The 16062-nt window shown below is 59.7% G+C and carries 13 protein-coding genes; 6 read left to right on the top strand and 7 right to left on the bottom strand.

All coding sequences use genetic code 11. The features are described from left to right. Positions 1–10: 10 nt before the first annotated feature. The 7 genes from algG to yaaA all read right to left on the bottom strand — a co-directional run bounded on the left by algG (position 11) and on the right by yaaA (position 10361). Positions 11–1588, bottom strand: a complete 1578-nt coding sequence (gene algG / locus ACXX83_RS19770) for a mannuronan 5-epimerase AlgG (RefSeq protein ID WP_217836309.1) — start codon at positions 1586–1588, stop codon at positions 11–13. Positions 1589–1614: 26 nt separating this feature from the next. Further along, entirely contained in the window at positions 1615–3099 is a 1485-nt protein-coding gene (locus ACXX83_RS19765) for an alginate export family protein (RefSeq protein ID WP_458549398.1), read from the bottom strand. After that, the gene (algK, locus tag ACXX83_RS19760) at positions 3096–4601 is read right to left on the bottom strand and encodes an alginate biosynthesis TPR repeat lipoprotein AlgK (RefSeq protein ID WP_458549397.1); all 1506 of its coding nucleotides are present in this window, start codon (positions 4599–4601) and stop codon (positions 3096–3098) included. The genes ACXX83_RS19765 and algK overlap by 4 nt, the downstream gene beginning before the upstream one ends. Before the next feature lie 15 nt (positions 4602–4616). After that, complete coding sequence (locus tag ACXX83_RS19755) at positions 4617–5786, bottom strand: alginate biosynthesis protein Alg44 (protein WP_217836307.1); 1170 nt, start codon at positions 5784–5786, stop codon at positions 4617–4619. Positions 5787–5822: 36 nt separating this feature from the next. Beyond that, positions 5823–7304: a mannuronan synthase gene (gene alg8, locus ACXX83_RS19750; protein WP_458549396.1), complete on the bottom strand. Its 1482-nt coding sequence runs from the start codon at positions 7302–7304 to the stop codon at positions 5823–5825. 151 nt (positions 7305–7455) lie between these two features. Beyond that, complete coding sequence (locus ACXX83_RS19745; protein WP_126047434.1) at positions 7456–8772, bottom strand: nucleotide sugar dehydrogenase; 1317 nt, start codon at positions 8770–8772, stop codon at positions 7456–7458. A gap of 809 nt (positions 8773–9581) precedes the next feature. After that, positions 9582–10361 carry a peroxide stress protein YaaA gene (gene yaaA / locus ACXX83_RS19740; protein WP_095965506.1) on the bottom strand — a complete coding sequence of 260 codons (780 nt, stop codon included), beginning with the start codon at positions 10359–10361 and terminating at the stop codon, positions 9582–9584. 269 nt (positions 10362–10630) lie between these two features. Here yaaA and ACXX83_RS19735 point away from each other — a divergent pair, with 269 nt between their 5' ends. The 6 genes from ACXX83_RS19735 (at position 10631) to ACXX83_RS19710 (ending at position 15959) form a co-directional block, all read left to right on the top strand. After that, positions 10631–11755, top strand: a complete 1125-nt coding sequence (locus ACXX83_RS19735) for a polysaccharide deacetylase family protein (protein WP_407799165.1) — start codon at positions 10631–10633, stop codon at positions 11753–11755. 336 nt (positions 11756–12091) lie between these two features. Then, the gene (locus ACXX83_RS19730; protein WP_007972659.1) at positions 12092–13486 is read left to right on the top strand and encodes a PhoH family protein; all 1395 of its coding nucleotides are present in this window, start codon (positions 12092–12094) and stop codon (positions 13484–13486) included. A 249-nt stretch (positions 13487–13735) separates the two neighbouring features. After that, positions 13736–14209 (top strand): cyclic pyranopterin monophosphate synthase MoaC, encoded by a 474-nt coding sequence (gene moaC / locus ACXX83_RS19725; protein ID WP_007972660.1) that lies wholly within the window; start codon positions 13736–13738, stop codon positions 14207–14209. Then, positions 14206–14448, top strand: coding sequence for a MoaD/ThiS family protein (locus ACXX83_RS19720; protein ID WP_217836305.1), 243 nt, complete (start codon positions 14206–14208; stop codon positions 14446–14448). The genes moaC and ACXX83_RS19720 overlap by 4 nt, the downstream gene beginning before the upstream one ends. A 3-nt stretch (positions 14449–14451) precedes the next feature. Further along, positions 14452–14904: a molybdopterin synthase catalytic subunit MoaE gene (gene moaE / locus ACXX83_RS19715; protein WP_015096731.1), complete on the top strand. Its 453-nt coding sequence runs from the start codon at positions 14452–14454 to the stop codon at positions 14902–14904. A 278-nt stretch (positions 14905–15182) separates the two neighbouring features. After that, positions 15183–15959 carry an L-arginine-binding protein AotJ gene (locus ACXX83_RS19710; RefSeq protein ID WP_015096730.1) on the top strand — a complete coding sequence of 259 codons (777 nt, stop codon included), beginning with the start codon at positions 15183–15185 and terminating at the stop codon, positions 15957–15959. Positions 15960–16062: the final 103 nt, after the last annotated feature.

The following is a 16062-nucleotide window of genomic DNA, read 5'->3' as shown; positions in this document are numbered from 1 at the left end:
AAGATTATCCTCAGTCCTGCATTTCGGTCTGGCGTTCGACGGGGTCGATCAGCACGGCTTTCTGCTGGCGCACCAGCAGGTCGAGAATTTCATCCTGGCGCTCGCCAAGGATGCCGGTGAAGCTGATACCGCTGGATTTGGTCGGGGCGAGCATGGACACGCGATACAACTCGACACTCAGCGGCGAGTCGATGGACAGCGGGCCGCTGCCGTTGGCCGCCAGCTCACCGCCGACCACGATCAGCGACACCTGGGCGTCGAACGGGTCGAGCTTGATGTCACGGTCGGTGTTGCTCAGGTCCTTGATGTGGCCGTAGACGCCGGTCAGCCCGTTGGCCATGGCGACGTTTTCGTACAGGCGAATGTTCACGCTGTTACGAATGCGGATGCCGTGGCGACGGTTGCTGATGACCTTGTTGCCCCACAGCAGGTTGTCGGCACTCTCGTAGAGGGTGATGCCGTCGGTGTGGTTCTGGTAGATCTCGTTGTAGGCGATCAGGTTGTTCACGCTGTTACGGTCGATCACCAGGCCCGACAACTTGTTGTCGTAGCTGCGGTTGTTGAAGATGAAGCTGTCGTTGACCTCACGGGAAATAATGATCCCGTGCTTCTTCTTGGTCCCGTAGACCGTGTTGTCGGCAATGATCAGGCCGTGGGAACGGTCGTGCGGGTCGATGCCGTAGACGATGTTGTCTTTGTAGGTGTTGCCCTTGACCACGAAGTCGCGGGTCTCATAGCAGTAGAAGCCGTACCACATGTCCGAGAACTCGGAGCCGACGATCCAGCCGGTCGGCTCAGGACGTTTGAGCACCTTGGCCATGTTCGGCGTGTACTGGGAAATACTCACGCCGTAGGACTTACTGTTGGCATAGCCGAAACTGGCGATCTTGCTGTTGGCGATGTAGGTCTCGGTGCCGCCCCAGGACAGCAGGAACGGACGGAATTCCTTCGGCGAATTGAACGTCGCCGGGCCGTTGTCCTTTTCGCGCCAGCCAGTGATTTTGGTATCGCGTACGAACAACTGACCGTCGTTGACCAGAAACGCACCGCCCTCCTGGGACAGGCGCAGTTCCTGAGTCTGTTTGTCGATTTCGAGGATGCCGTGACGACCGACCACGATCGGCAGCCTGGCGAGGTAAACGCCCGGTGACGTTTCGATGACGTACTTCGGCAGTTTCTTCGCCACGTCCTTGAGGTTCATGTAGCCGTCGTCGACGAAGATCGCCTGCGGGATGCCGTGCTGACGCACCACCCATTCGGCCATCTTGTTGTCGCCACCGATGAAGTCCTTCAGGGCGTCTTCCTGCATCATCCGGCGCAGGCTGACTTTACCGACCTTGCTGCGCACGATTTTTTTCGCGATGGCCTCGGCGGTGTAGCCCGAGACGTCCGGCAGCGTCGGCTTGGCCAGTTCCAGCGGCGCGGTCGGCGCGCTGCTGACGGTGTAGGTCTTGGCATGTTGCAGTTCCTTGGCAACAGTGGCCGGCTTGGCGGGGGCAGCCGGCTCCACAGTCGCGAAGGCTGCCGCACTTGCCAGTAGCATCGCGCCGGCCAGCAAGGTCAAGGAACCTTTCTTGGCACTGTTCATGTCGAGGACTCCCTTCGCGCTCTGCATCAGAATTTCCAGACCACGTCGATGAACGCGCGATGCATGTACGAATCGACTTCTTTGCCATAGGCGTCGCCAGGCTTGAACACACCGCCACGGAACCGCACCAGGGCCGAAGGTTCATCGATTTTCTGGCTCAACGCCGCAGGCAACAGGCCTTGCTTGAAGTACTTGGTGACGACCAGATCCATTTCCTGGCCGAGGTCTTTTTCGCCATCGTTCAGCGGCAGGGAGGTGCTGGACAACACGGCGCCGGTCACGTCGTCGGTGTTGTTCTGCACGGCATCGATGCCGTCGCTGGTGATCGGCTTGTTGCCGTCGACGCGCCAGAATTTGTGGTAGATCAGGCTGGCGTCGTACTCGTCGTTGAGCATCCACGAACCGAACAGCGTGGCCGATTGCATGTTGTTCATTTCGCCACGGAAGGCTTCGCCGAAACGGTGCACGCGTGAACGTGTACCGGTGTAGTTCGAGCGGTTGCTTTCCAGGCCGTTCTGTTCGTAATCGGCGCTGGCCCGGGCGTAGGCCGCACCGACTTGCCATTGCGGATCGAGGCGCAGGCGCACGCCCAGGTCGGTGGCCCAGCCATCGACATTGCCGCTGCTCTTGGGTTGTGCCGGAGCGGTGCCATCAGCGTTCAGCGGGTTGACCGTGTCGCGGTCGCCACTCATGCCGGTGATGCTGCCCCAGTAGTTGAAGGTATTGGTGTTGCGCCAGTTGTAGGCATCGCTGTTGGCCTGCAAGCCCAGCCAGCTGATGTCGCCATTCTGTTTTTTGTCCAGCGAATCGGAAGGTACGCCCGGTTCCGGATAGTCGAGCTTGCCGTCATCGTGAGTGTGGTGACCGCGAATGCCGGCCCAGTGACCCGGTGTCCATTGGTATTCGGCATCGGCGTAGGCGTGCAGGCGATCCTTGTCCTTGGGGGACAGTTCTTTCAGGTCAGTGCGGTACTCGCTGAAGCGCTCGGCGACACCCGCGTTGGCGCGCAACAAGGTGGTGTCGAAGGTCCAGTTCAGGGCTTCGATGTTGGTATCGCGCCATTGACCGTCGTCGTTGTGCAGACGTTGACGACCGAATTTCAGGATCTCGCCGGGGTAGGGCGTGAAACCGCGGTAGCCGACCCAGAATTCGCGCATCGCCAGGTAGTTCTTCTTGGTTTTGCGGTCATTGTTGCTGGTGTTCTCGGTGCCTTCGGACTCTTGCAGTGTGTCGGTCTCGATGATGTCGGTGGACGTCACCGCCTGACCCATGGCGTAAGCGCTCCACGCGCCGCTTTCGCCATACACCCACGGGCGCAGGTCAAGGCCGACGCCGTTGACGTCGCCGCCGCGCTGGGTGCCGAGGTCACGGTCGTCTTCGGACTGGCCGGTGATTTTCACGTCCAGGCCGAAGTTCTTGGTTTCTTCAGTCATCGCTGCCAGTGTCGGGCAAGACCAGATCAGCGCGAACGTCAGGCCGATGCCGGCCTTCATGAATGGATTCAACTTCATAGGGATTCCTCGCCATCTTCTTCTTGCAGGGCATGCATTTGCAGCGTGTTCTGGCTCAAGTTGCCGCGAACCGCCTGTTCCTGTTTCAACAGGCGCTGGGCCTCGGCCAGCTGCGCAGGTGGCAGTTGCGCTTCGAGTGTTTGTGCAAGCTCAGTGGCTTGCGGGGTGTTCTGCGCCTTGGCCAATTGGCTGAAGACGTACGCGTTGAGCGGGTCGGGCTTGGTGCCTTTGCCTTGGGAAAACAGCTGGGCGATGGCGAAGTCGGCGCTGTTCTGGCCGTTGCGCGCAGCGGTCAACAGGTGATCCAGCGCCTTCTGCGGATAGACCTTGCCCAGGTAGCCACGGCGGTAGATCTGGCCGAGGTAGTAATCGGCGGCGACTTCGCGGCCGACGGCTTTCTGGAAGTGTTCTTCGGCGACCTTGGCGTCGGCCGGGACCATCTTGCCTTCGTAGTAGAGCTTGCCCAGCAACAGTTCGGCGCGTGGCTGGTCGGCGGCGCGGCCGTTGTCCAGGTACTTCATCATCTGGTCGACGTCGCCCAGTTCGGGGAAGTCGTAGATCAACTGCGCCAGGGTGACCCACGACGCCGGGTAGCCGGGTGCGATCGGTTCGAGCAGCGATTGCGCGGTCTTCTCGTCGGTCTTGCCCAGGGGCGCATCGGCGAGCACACGGGCGACGCTGTCGACCCGTTGCGCGGACACGGTGCCGCGAGCGTGAGCCGCTTGCATCTGCTTGATCAGCTCGGCCTGTTGCTCTGGCTTGGCTTGTTTCTGGTAGACCGTGGCCAGTTCGACGTAGCAGATGTCGCTGGTGTTGAGCGCGCCCTTGCAGATCTTTTCCACGTCATCCAGATGCTGGTCGTAGGTGCCCTGGGTGCGATAGAGCAGCACTTGCGCCAAGCCGGCTTCCGGCTTGTTCTCGGCACGCCATTGGCTGATCTGCTGCTGGGCATTCACGTTGGGAAAGCTGTGCGGGTATTGCAGGTACAGCATCGCCAGCGGAATCAGCGTGTTGCCTTCGCCCGCGGCGGCCGCTTTTTTCAACAGGGTTTCGGCTTCGTGCTGCTCGGCTTCGGTGGAACCGGGCTTGGCCACCAGCAGGCGACCGAGGCGTGCCTGGGCGCGCGGCGAAACGCTGGCCGCGGCGCGGTAAGTCGCCTCGGCCTGTTTCATCTGCGCCGGGTCGCGACTGTCGACCTGGATATCGGCCAGGCCGACCTGCGCTTCGCTGTAGCCCAGGTCTGCCAGTTGCCGGTAGTTTGCCGCAGCGGTGGCGGTATCGCCGCGCTTGAGCGCTTCGTTGGCCAGGCGCTGGTCGGGGAGGCCGGCGCAACCGGCGAGGCTCACCGCCAATGCCACGGCACACAGCGAGCCCATGTGGGAGCGGGCTTGCTCGCGAAAGCGGTGTGTCAGCAAGCATTGATTCTGAATGTTAAACCGCATTCGCGAGCAAGCCCGCTCCCACAGGGGATGTGGTGTGTTCAGAAAACTTGGAGTAGTCACAGGCATATCCTCGACTTAAAGACCGACAGCCATGGCTTTGTCGATCAGCCAGTTCAGGTTCGGGCCACGGTCGCTGCTGACTTCCACCGGGCGGCCGGCGAGGGCGCTGTCCAGAGTTTCGTCCGGCTGGATCAGCACGCGGATGTCCGAGGACAGGTCGGCGCTTTTCAGGCTGGTGCTGCTGACGATCTTGCCGGTGCGGCTCTTGTCTTCGCCGGCGATCTGGAAGCGCACCGAAGCACCCGGGCGTACGTCGCCGAACTGGCGATAGGAGAAGCGCGCTTCAACATTGGCTTCGCCGCCCCGCGGGACCAGTTGGAAGATCACGTCGCCCTTGCTGGCGTACTGACCGTCGGCGACCATTTGCTGGGCCACGGTGCAATCGCAAGGCGAGGTCAGGGTGCCGGTCATCTGCTTGCCGAACAGTTCTGCAACCTTGGCCGGTTGCAGTTGGTCTTCGTCCAGATGGCCCTTGAGCACGTCGAGCATGCTGGTGCTGAAGGTCGCCAGCGGTGCGCCCTTGGCGGCTACGCCGTCGGCTTTCACCAGGCTCTGTACGGTACCGTCGCGAGGCATGGTGATGTTCACGCCCGGCACGCTGACCAGTCCGGCCTGGGCATGGCTGACGAAGTACATGCCGTACACCGATTTGAAAACAAAACCGAAGGCGGCCAGGCCGACAGCGAAGATCCCCAGGCTGAAGGTCACGGCTTTCAGGCGTCCGAACGCGGACATGCCATGGCCGCCGTCCTTGACCTTGCGCGCCTTGGTGAAGTTGTCGCGCTGCAGAGTCGCCAGCATTTCACCCACGCTGACGATGTCGCCAGCCAGGTGCGAAGTGATCAGGTGGCGCAGGGTCGAGATGTCCCGTGGTTCCAGGTTCTGGAACTGGCAGCCGGCACGTCCGGTTTCGCGGTCGAAGGAGCGGACCTGCAACTCGACGTCCATGGCCAGGCCGAGGTTGTCGATGACGAATTGCAGGCGGGCCTTGTACACATCGCCAATTTTCAGCGGCAACTGACCGGCGTTGAACGCCAGGCCACCGGCGGAAAGGTCGATCACCCGGGCTTCGACCGGTGTCCGGTCAGGGCCGAAGAAGCGCAACTTGGCCGGGATTTTCACGCGGGCGTGTTGGCGCTGGGCTTCGGATTCGTGCACTACGTTGGCGTTGACGGCGGTATTCATAAGGGCGATTTCCTGGTTAATTCAATAAGGGGGCGGTCAGACCATCAACAGCAGCACGGCGACAAAAATGCTGCCGGCAGAGAAGGTCATGGTCCGAGACGACCAGGTGTTGAACCAACGTTGAAAGCTGGCGAGATCACGGGTCAGAGAAGTGGGTTGGCGAGTCCAGGACTGTTGGTCGAGGCGGAAGAACACGTAGATCTTCACCAGCGCGCCGACGATCTGGTTGTAATAGAGAATCGCCGGGTAGGCCGGGCCGATCCGGTGTCCGGAGCACGACAGCAACAAGGTCAGGATGAACCGGGTGATGCCGATCCACAGCAGGTACACCAGGATGAACGCGGTGCCGTACTTGAAGGTGGCGATCAGCGCCACGGTCAGGCCCAGCAGCGAGGTCCACATCGACACGCGCTGGTCGAACAGCACCACCGAAGTGAACATGCCGAGGCGTTTGATCCCCAGGCCCAGGGCACGGGAGTTCTGCCGCAGGTTGTTGCCGTACCAGCGGAACATCAGTTTGCGACTGGCCTTGATGAAGCTCTTTTCCGGCGGGTGTTCAACGGTGTTGATCGCCGCGTCGGGCACGTAGAACGTGTCGTAGCCCAGGCGCATCAGGCTGAACCAGCTCGACTTGTCATCGCCGGTAAGGAATTTGAAGCGACCCAGGCGCCAGTGTTGCAGCGAGTCGCTTTCCACGTCGGCGATGAATTCCGGGTTGGTGACCACGGTGGCGCGGAACACCGACATGCGCCCGGTCATGGTCAGCACGCGCTTGGACAGGGCCATCGAGCACATGTTGATGTGGCGCTGGGCGAAACGCAGCTTGTGCCATTCGCTCATGATGTAGCCGCCGCGCACTTCGCAGAATTCGTTGGTGGTCAGGCCGCCGACGTTGCCGAACAACTGGAACCACGGCACGGTCTTGCGCACTACGCCTTCGCCGAGCACGGTGTCACCATCGATCACTGCGACCACGGCGCGATCGTCCGGCAGGTGCCGGGAGATGGCGCGGAAGCCGTAGGCCAGGCCATCGCGCTTGCCGGTGCCGGGAATGCGCACGAAGTCGAGCTTGACCCGGGCCGGTGGGTTCATCCGGTTCCACAGGCTTTTGACCAGCAGCTCATCGGACATTTCCACGATGGAGCAGACCACGGTGGTCGGCAGGTCGCAGTCGATGGCTTCGCGGATCACCGAGCTGTAGACCTGCGCAGTGGTCAGCGCATCGATACGAAAGCTGGTGACCATCAGAAACACGTGGGACGGGTCAGCCGCTTTGCCCAGCTTGCGCACTTTGCGCCGCAGGTGCGGGTAGACGATGTACAGAAAAATCATGCCGCGCACAAAGTGCGTGGCACCCATCGAGTAGCGCCAGATACCCACGGCGCCAATCAGGAAAATGAAGTCCTTCGACTCGGAGTCGAACGTGGACAGGGGCAACGCCATGGCGAGGCCCATCAGTAAACTCAGGTAGAACAGCCAACCGGCGGCCTGGAGTAGGCCGTGCTTTAGCCTGTGCATAATCTGCATCCGTCTAGATCTCGGGTTAACGCAGGCGTACAAACCTGTAGGAGCGAGCTTGCTCGCGATGGTCGCCAACGATGACGCTGGGTATCTGATACCCAGCGGTGTACTCAGGTGCATCGCGAGCAAGCTCGCTCCTACAGGGGGCTTACCAGCAGATACCTTCGGTGCGACCTTTGACGCTGGTGGCCTTGGACATGAAGCCCACCAGGTCGATCACCTGCTTGCCGTGTGGAACGTCCTGCACCAGGGCACGGAATTTCTCGTCACGGTTGCCGAGGATGATCACGTCGGAGTTGTTGATCACCGCGTCGAAGTCGGCGTTGAGCAAGGACGAGACGTGCGGGATCTTCGACTCGATGTAGTCCTTGTTGGCACCGTGAACGCGGGCGTACTCGACGTTGCTGTCGTAGATGCTCAGGTCGTAGCCCTTGCCGATCAGCATTTCCGCCAGGTCAACCAGCGGGCTTTCGCGCAGGTCGTCGGTACCGGCCTTGAAGCTCAGGCCCAGCAGGGCGACTTTGCGTTTGTCGTGGCTGGAAACGATGTCGAAAGCGTTCTGCACCTGGGATTCGTTGCTGCGCATCAGCGAGTTGAGCAATGGCGCTTCCACGTCCAGGGAGCTTGCGCGGTAGGTCAGTGCACGCACGTCCTTTGGCAGGCACGAGCCGCCGAAGGCGAAGCCCGGGCGCATGTAGTACTGGGACAGGTTGAGGGTCTTGTCCTGGCAGACCACGTCCATCACTTCGCGACCGTCGACGCCGACCGCCTTGGCGATGTTGCCGATTTCGTTGGCGAAGGTGACCTTGGTGGCGTGCCACACGTTGCAGGTGTACTTGATCATCTCGGCGACCGCGATGTCCTTGCGGATGATCGGCGCGTCGAGTTCTTCGTACAGCGATTGCAGAACGTCACCGGACGCTTTGTCGAACTCGCCGATGACGGTCATTGGCGGCTGGTCGTAGTCGGCGATGGCGGTGCTTTCGCGCAGGAACTCAGGGTTCACGGCCACGCCGAAATCAACGCCGGCCTTCTTGCCGGAGCAGTCTTCGAGAATCGGGATGACCACGTTGGCCACGGTGCCCGGCAACACGGTGCTGCGCACGACGATGGTGTGGCGGGTGGTCTTGTCACGCAGGACAAAACCGATTTCGCGGCACACTGCCTCGATGTAGTTCAGTTCCAGATCGCCGTTCTTTTTGCTCGGCGTGCCCACGCAGATCATCGACAGGTCGGTGTCGCGAATCGCCTCGGCGAAGTTGGTGGTGCCACGCAGGCGACCGGTCTGGATGCCTTGGGCCAGAAGTTCGCCCAGGCCTGGTTCAACAATCGGCGATTTGCCGGCATTGATCATATCGATCTTGTCTTTGGCCACATCGACGCCAACGACGTCATGACCCCGTGCAGACAGGCAACCGGCACATACTGCGCCAACGTAACCCAAACCAAATATGCTGATGCGCATCGCAATTACCTCTGTATTGATCAAGCCATTTAGATGGCCGGAGTTAATGGTGTTCAGCGTGTTTTAGTGCACTCGCAAGTGCGCCTTACAGGCGCAGCAATGCCGTGTGCTGGCATATAAGTTACGAGTGTCTAAATAAATGCACTCAAGGGGTGCGCAACTAGGCCTTGTTGTTATGATTTGCCCTGTTATGCAGCCGATCCTCCTTTCGAAGGATGCAGGTGCAACGGCCTTGCACGCTTGATCTCAGGCCGGAAGCCCGTAGATCAAGCGGTTGGGTGCTCGGGTGAGCACGTTTATAGGGGCACAGCCGTGGCCTTGTAGGGGATAGTCATGCTGCGTTATCTCCTGTCCGCTTGCAGTTGCTCAAATCAGTGATTAGTCAGCGCAAGTTAGTATTGCAACTTGGCTACAAGAATCGCTTATCTGCGTAAGTTATCTCGTACAGGCACGGCGAGAATCGTTACCAGTGGTATGAGCGGCACGTTTGGACATAGTTCCAGTCCGCTCATCGTGAAATCTGAAATTTCTTGAAATATTGAGAAAGATGGCACTGCTCTCATATTGATAGCACTTGCTGTTTGGCCCTTGATATATAGGCTGATAATTGGGTCGGATAGTTTTTTGCCACTACTGTTAAAAAAAGTCAGTGCCACTACGCAAAAAAATGATTGAAGTCGAGTGAAACTAAAGTTAGGAAATGATTAATGGTTTTTTGACGCCAATAGGTTGGCGATTAGAGGGGGAATTGTCGGACGATCAATGGGCAGCGCATGAGGGGTTGTTCGCTCATGCGCCGACCGGCTGCATCACTCTGGTGCGTGATCGCGCAGAAACACCAGGTTGTCCGGTTTGGACTGTTCAGCGCTGTAGCGATAGCCTTGAACGTCGAATTGCTTGAGGGTGGCCGGATCGTTGATGCGTTCTTCGATGACGAAGCGGCTCATCAAGCCGCGAGCCTTTTTCGCGTAGAAGCTGATGATCTTGTACTGGCCGTTCTTCAGGTCCTTGAACTCGGTATTTATGATGCGTGCGTTCAAGGCGTTGCGTTTGACCGCCGAGAAGTACTCGTTGGACGCCAGGTTGAGCAGCACGTCATCGCCTTGATCGACCAGCGCTTCGTTCAGCCATTCGCTGATGCGTGTACCCCAGAAGGCATACAGGTCCTTGCCCCGGGCGTTGGGCAATTTGGTGCCCATTTCCAGGCGATAGGGTTGCATCAGGTCCAGTGGACGCAGCAGGCCGTACAGGCCGGACAACATGCGCAGATGCTGCTGGGCATAGTCAAAATCGGCTTCGCTGAAGGTTTGTGCATTCAGGCCTGTGTACACATCGCCCTTGAAGGCCAGCAGCGCCTGCTTGGCGTTTTCCGGGGTGAACGCGGGCGTCCAGCTGCCGAAGCGCGCGGCGTTGAGCCCGCCGATCTTGTCGGAAACGTGCATCAATTCGCTGATCTGTGCCGGGGACAACTCGCGCAACTGCAGGATCAGCTCCTGGGAGTGGTCGAGGTACTGCGGCTGGGTGAAGCGCTGGGTCGCCGGCGGTGTTTCATAATCGAGGGTCTTGGCGGGTGAAATCACCATCAGCATGAGTCGTCTCCTTTAATCGTGGCGGCGATTCTAGGGGGTTGTCGGCGTTGACTCCAGCTATGGCGTCCATAGGTGGATGGCCGGTGGCTTTGCACCAAACCCTGTGGGAGCGAGCTTGCTCGCGATAGCGGTCTGACATTCGGAAAAGATGTTGGCTGATGCACCGTCATCGCGAGCAAGCTCGCTCCCACAGGAGATTGGGGTTGCTGCGGGAATGAGGGCCGCGATCAGCTATAGTGCCGCGCGGGTTTTGTTATGGAGACATCCCATTGCGTATCGCTTTTCTCATCTCGATCTGGCTACTGAGCGTCGCTGCCATCGCGGCACCGGGCGATGTGGCGACGCTTGATCGCAGCACCTGGCCAGAAAAACTCGTCAGTCCAACGCTGTTCGACGTGGCGTCGAGGGCCGAGATCCTCATGTTTTCCAGTGTGCTGTTGGCCAGCGAAGCGCTGGACGAGCCCGCCATGGCCCAGCGCCTGGGCTTGCGTACGATCAACCTGGAATCGGTCAACCGGGTTCGCCAGCATCTGTGGCAACGGCTGCTGGCCAACTACAACTACGCCCAACAGAGTTGCGACCAGGATGCGTCGTTCTGTTTTCTGGTCGAAGACATGCCCACCCTGCGCGAACAAGCCGCCAAGTTCCAGGTCAGTGCAGACAGCTACTACATCAAGTGGGCCGAACCGAGTCGTGTGTTCCACACCCAGTACCTGGACGAACAATTGCGCAAGGCCGCCCTGTTCCCGCAAACCAGCAGCGAAGTCGATCATTTTGGCGACTATGAGCGCTCCGGCGACGGGATGCACGACCGGCTGTTTCTGCTGACCTTCGACAGTGCTGCCAACGCCGCGCCGGACAACACCGCCTGGGTCACCGAGTACCTGCGCAAGTCGAACATGAGCGGGACGTTCTTCGTCCTCGGCAAGGACATCCAGGCCCGTTTGGCCGAGCAATCGGTGAGTCACCTGCAAGCGACCTACTCGACCCAGTGCATCGGCGTGCAAGGCTGGGAGTTTCGCTCCCACAGTCACTGGCAGGACTGGCAGGACTCGGTGCGCCGCAGCGCCGAACTGGTCAAAAGCAAGCTGCCGGAGAACTTCGTGCCTCTGTTCCGTCCGCCCGATGGCCAGCGCCGTTCCGATGCCGAAGGCTTCTTCAAGGCTCAGGGATTGCAGGTAGCGCTGTGGGACATCGACGCCCAGGACGGCGCCGGCAAACTCAAGGGCAACCCGAGTGCGCAACGGGTGCTGACCCTGATGCTGCTGTGGCGGCACGGGGTCATCAATTTCAATGTGAAGCAGGATGGGGTGAAAACGGCGTTGCCGTGGCTGGTCACGCAAACGGCGCCGGTCGGGATCGGTTGGGAGGATTGCCAGGATGCGTTTCGCTGAAACGGCAAAACCCAGTAAACATTGGGTTTTTTGTGATTTTGGACGGAGATTCGTTGCAGGTGGACTTCCGACTGTAAACGGGTGATGGCAGTCCGCCAAGTGTTATTGGTCACTCTGAAAAATAAACTTCAAAAAAGCGTCAAAGTGCTTTTTTCTGTCACACGTTTTGGAGTATTACGAAGACAGACCGCCGAAACCTGCAACACAGGTGGCGTCTCCCAAGACCCAGCTATGCAGGCAAAACACTTGAGTCCCCGCAGGTGTATTCGGCAGTCACTTCGAGGCGCAGCACCGTCAGGGTATTGCGTCGAATGGCTCCCACAAAGGTGACCGAGTATGGATGATCACGGACGTAGCTCTTCTTCCAACCAGCCAATCCTTTATGTACTCGATACCAACGTATTGATTCACGATCCAAACGCGCTGCTCAACTTCGAAGAACACCACGTCGCAATCCCGATGACCGTGCTTGAAGAGCTCGACAAGCTCAAGAGCGGGCATCACAGCGTTGCCGCCGAATGCCGCCAGGCCATCCGTCTGATCGACAAGACCCTGGGCGATGCCTCACCCGAGGACGTCGAGCAGGGTGTGCCGATCCAGCGTGGCAAAAGCGGACCCAAGGGTTTGCTGTCAATTCTGATGAGCAAGCATGCCGAGCCGAACCTGATTCTGCCCGAGCACCTGAATGACAACAAAATCATCAATCAACTGATCGATCTGCACACACGCGACCCGAAGAAGCCCGTGGTGCTGGTCACCAAAGACATCAACATGCGCCTCAAGGCGCGCGCCTGCGGGATCGCGGCCGAGGACTACAGCACCGACCAGCTGGTCGATGACGTGTCCTTGCTGCCCAATGGCTACCACAACATGACCGGCTCTTTCTGGGACCGCGTGAGCAAGGTTGAAACCCGTCAGGACCACGGCCGCACCTGGCATCAGGTGCAGTTGATCGACAACCTGCCGGCGGTGCACATCAATGAATTCATCATTGATGAACAGGGCTTTGTCGGCTGGATCAAGGAGATCGAAGAGGACCGCTTGCTGATCCTCGACCTGCACCAGGAACCGCTGCTGCACCAGGAGGCCTGGGGCCTGAAACCGCGTGATATCTATCAGAGCCTGGCGTTGTACGCCTTGCTCGATCCGGACATCCACCTGGTCAACCTGTCTGGTGCCGCAGGCTCGGGTAAAACCATCCTGGCGCTGGCCGCTGCGATCGAGCAGACCATGGTCAGCAAACGTTATCGCCGCATCATCGCCACCCGCAGCGTGCAGGGCCTGGACCAGGAAATCGGCTTCCTGCCCGGCACCGAGGCGGAAAAAATGGAGCCATGGCTGGGCGCCATCACCGACAACCTCGAAGCCTTGCACATGGATGACGAAAGCACCCATGGCAGCGTCGACTACATCCTCAGCAAAGTGCCGTTGCAGTTCAAATCCCTCAACTACATCCGGGGCCGCAGCTTCCAGCAGAGCCTGATCCTGATCGACGAATGCCAGAACCTCACACCGCACCAGATGAAAACCATCATCACCCGTGCCGGCGCCGGTTCCAAAGTGGTGTGCCTGGGCAACCTGGCACAGATCGACACCCCTTACCTGTCCGCGACCAGCTCCGGGCTGACCTACCTCACTGAACGCTTCAAGGACTTCCCGAACGGGGTGCACATCACCTTGCAAGGGGTACCACGCTCGATCCTGGCCGAATACGCCGAATCGCACTTGTAATCGCTCCACACAAAACCGGGCGGCCTTCGCGGGCCGCCCGGTTTTTTATGCCCGACCCATAACCCCTGTAGGAGCGAGCCTGCTCGCGATGGACGTGAACGATAATGCGTGCTGCCTGAATGACCGCGTTGTCCTTGCGTTTTTCGCGAGCAGGCTCGCTCCTACAGGGTGATGTGTGGGCCGACAATCGTGCGTGCGAAAAATTGACCCACAGGTTTACAATCGACGCTCCTGATCAGGAGTAATCCCGTGCTGACTCATCTCGATTCCCAAGGCCGCGCCAACATGGTCGACGTCACTGAAAAAGCCGTGACGTTCCGTGAGGCGACGGCCCAAGCGCTGGTGCGCATGCTGCCCGAGACCCTGCAGATGATCGTCAGCGGCGGCCACCCCAAGGGTGATGTGTTTGCCGTGGCGCGCATTGCCGGCATCCAGGCGGCGAAGAAAACCAGTGATCTGATTCCCCTGTGCCATCCGCTGATGCTGACCGGCGTCAAGGTCGAGCTCAGTGCCGAAGGCGACGATTCGGTGCGCATCGTGGCGCGCTGCAAGCTGTCCGGGCAGACCGGCGTCGAGATGGAGGCCCTGACCGCCGCCAGTGTCGCCGCGCTGACCATCTACGACATGTGCAAGGCCGTGGACCGCGGCATGACCATCGAAAGTGTGCGTCTGCTGGAGAAGGTCGGCGGCAAGAGCGGACATTTCCAGGCGGAGCAGCCATGAACGTGACCGTGAAGTTTTTCGCCCGTTATCGTGAAGCGCTGGGGCTGGACTCGGTGAAGGTTGAAGGCAACTTCGCCACCGTCGACGATGTCCGAGCCCTGTTGGCCCTGCGTGACGGTGCCGAGGTATTGCGCGAGCAGAACCTGATGTGCGCGCGCAACGAAGACCTCTGCCAGCTCGACGAGCCGGTCAGCGAGGGCGATGAAGTGGCGTTCTTCCCGACCGTGACCGGAGGCTGAACCATGGCCATTCGCGTGCAGTCCACGCCGTTCGATCCGGGCGCCGAGGTCAACGCCATGCACGACGCCAATGTCGGTGTGGGTGCGGTGGTGAGCTTTGTCGGCTATGTGCGCGACTTCAATGACGGTCTGGACGTCGCCGGGATGTTCCTCGAACACTATCCCGGCATGACTGAAAAAGCCTTGGGCAAGATCGCCATCGAGGCGGAGCAGCGCTGGCCGCTGCTCAAGCTGGAAGTGCTGCACCGCATCGGCGCCCTGGAGCCGGGCGAGCCGATTGTCTTCGTCGGCGCGGCCAGCGCCCATCGCCAGGCGGCATTCGACGCCTGCGCCTTTGTCATGGATTACCTGAAAACCCGCGCGCCGTTCTGGAAGAAGGAAAATACCAGCGACGGGCCGCGGTGGGTCGAGGGGCGTGACAGTGACCATGCGGCGGCGGATCGCTGGAAGCAGTAAGCACTGCGGCGCTCTCAAGTCAGCCTTCGCGAGCAAGCCCGCTCCCACAGGTACAGCGCAATCCCTGTGGGAGCGGGCTTGCTCGCGAAGGGGCCATCAGTTGCAGCCAAAACTTTCCTGACAAACCACCCGACCATCGGCCGGCACGGGCTGCATTTGCCTGATTGACGACTAATACATAAAAGTCCAAGATGGAATTATAAGTACAAAAAGTTTCCACCCCGTTTCAGCTTTTTCTTCTGTCTTGCCAAACCAACAACAACCGCGAGAAAACGAACATGAAGAAGTTTCCCCTCATCACCGGTCTGGCCCTGAGCCTGTTGGCGTGCAGTTCTGTGTTCGCCGCCGAGAAAACCCTGCGCATCGGCATCGAAGCCGCGTATCCACCGTTCGCTTCGAAAACCGACAAAGGAGAGATCGTCGGTTTCGACTATGACATCGGCAATGCCCTGTGCGCGCAGATGAAGGTCAAGTGTGTGTGGGTCGAAGGCGAGTTCGACGGTCTGATTCCTTCTCTGAAGGTGAAGAAAATCGACATGGCGCTGTCGTCCATGACCATCAACGAAGACCGCAAGAAGTCGGTGGACTTCACCCACAAGTACTATTTCACCTCCTCGCGCCTGGTGATGAAGGACGGCGCGGTGGTGGATGACCAGTACGCCAGCCTCAAGGGCAAGACCGTCGGCGTGCAGCGCGCCACCACCACGGACCGTTACGCTACCGAGGTGTTCGAGCCCAAGGGCATCAACGTCAAGCGCTACAGCAACAACGAAGAAATCTACATGGACCTGGCGGCTGGTCGCCTCGACGCGATTTTTGCCGACACCATTCCACTCAATGACTTCCTGTCGATGCCGCGTGGCAAGGGTTATGCCTTTGTCGGGCCGGAGCTGAAAGATCCGAAGTATGTGGGCGAGGGTGCCGGGATTGCCGTGCGCAAGGGCAACACTGAACTGGTCAGCGAGCTGAACACGGCCATTGATGGCATTCGTGCCAGTGGTGAGTATCAGAAGATTTCGGACAAGTACTTCAAGTCGGATATCTACGGCGACTGATCAATCGCTTTCGCGAGCAGGCTCGCTCCCACATTGGATCTCCCTCAAACACAGATTTTGTGTTCGGCGCAGAACCCTTGTGGGAGCGAGCCTGCTCGCGAAG

This window comes from Pseudomonas sp. GNP012 (genome assembly GCF_054343835.1).
This window is presented reverse-complemented; position numbering and strand designations above follow the sequence as displayed.

What these genes read in the sequence shown, in the direction of transcription:
- algG (WP_217836309.1), bottom strand. Translation starts at nt 1,588, where the DNA reads ATGAACAGTGCCAAGAAAGGTTCCTTGACCTTGCTGGCCGGCGCGATG.
- ACXX83_RS19765 (WP_458549398.1), bottom strand. Translation starts at nt 3,099, where the DNA reads ATGAAGTTGAATCCATTCATGAAGGCCGGCATCGGCCTGACGTTCGCG.
- ACXX83_RS19755 (WP_217836307.1), bottom strand. Translation starts at nt 5,786, where the DNA reads ATGAATACCGCCGTCAACGCCAACGTAGTGCACGAATCCGAAGCCCAG.
- alg8 (WP_458549396.1), bottom strand. Translation starts at nt 7,304, where the DNA reads ATGCACAGGCTAAAGCACGGCCTACTCCAGGCCGCCGGTTGGCTGTTC.
- ACXX83_RS19745 (WP_126047434.1), bottom strand. Translation starts at nt 8,772, where the DNA reads ATGCGCATCAGCATATTTGGTTTGGGTTACGTTGGCGCAGTATGTGCC.
- yaaA (WP_095965506.1), bottom strand. Translation starts at nt 10,361, where the DNA reads ATGCTGATGGTGATTTCACCCGCCAAGACCCTCGATTATGAAACACCG.
- ACXX83_RS19730 (WP_007972659.1), top strand. Translation starts at nt 12,092, where the DNA reads ATGGATGATCACGGACGTAGCTCTTCTTCCAACCAGCCAATCCTTTAT.
- ACXX83_RS19720 (WP_217836305.1), top strand. Translation starts at nt 14,206, where the DNA reads ATGAACGTGACCGTGAAGTTTTTCGCCCGTTATCGTGAAGCGCTGGGG.
- moaE (WP_015096731.1), top strand. Translation starts at nt 14,452, where the DNA reads ATGGCCATTCGCGTGCAGTCCACGCCGTTCGATCCGGGCGCCGAGGTC.
- ACXX83_RS19710 (WP_015096730.1), top strand. Translation starts at nt 15,183, where the DNA reads ATGAAGAAGTTTCCCCTCATCACCGGTCTGGCCCTGAGCCTGTTGGCG.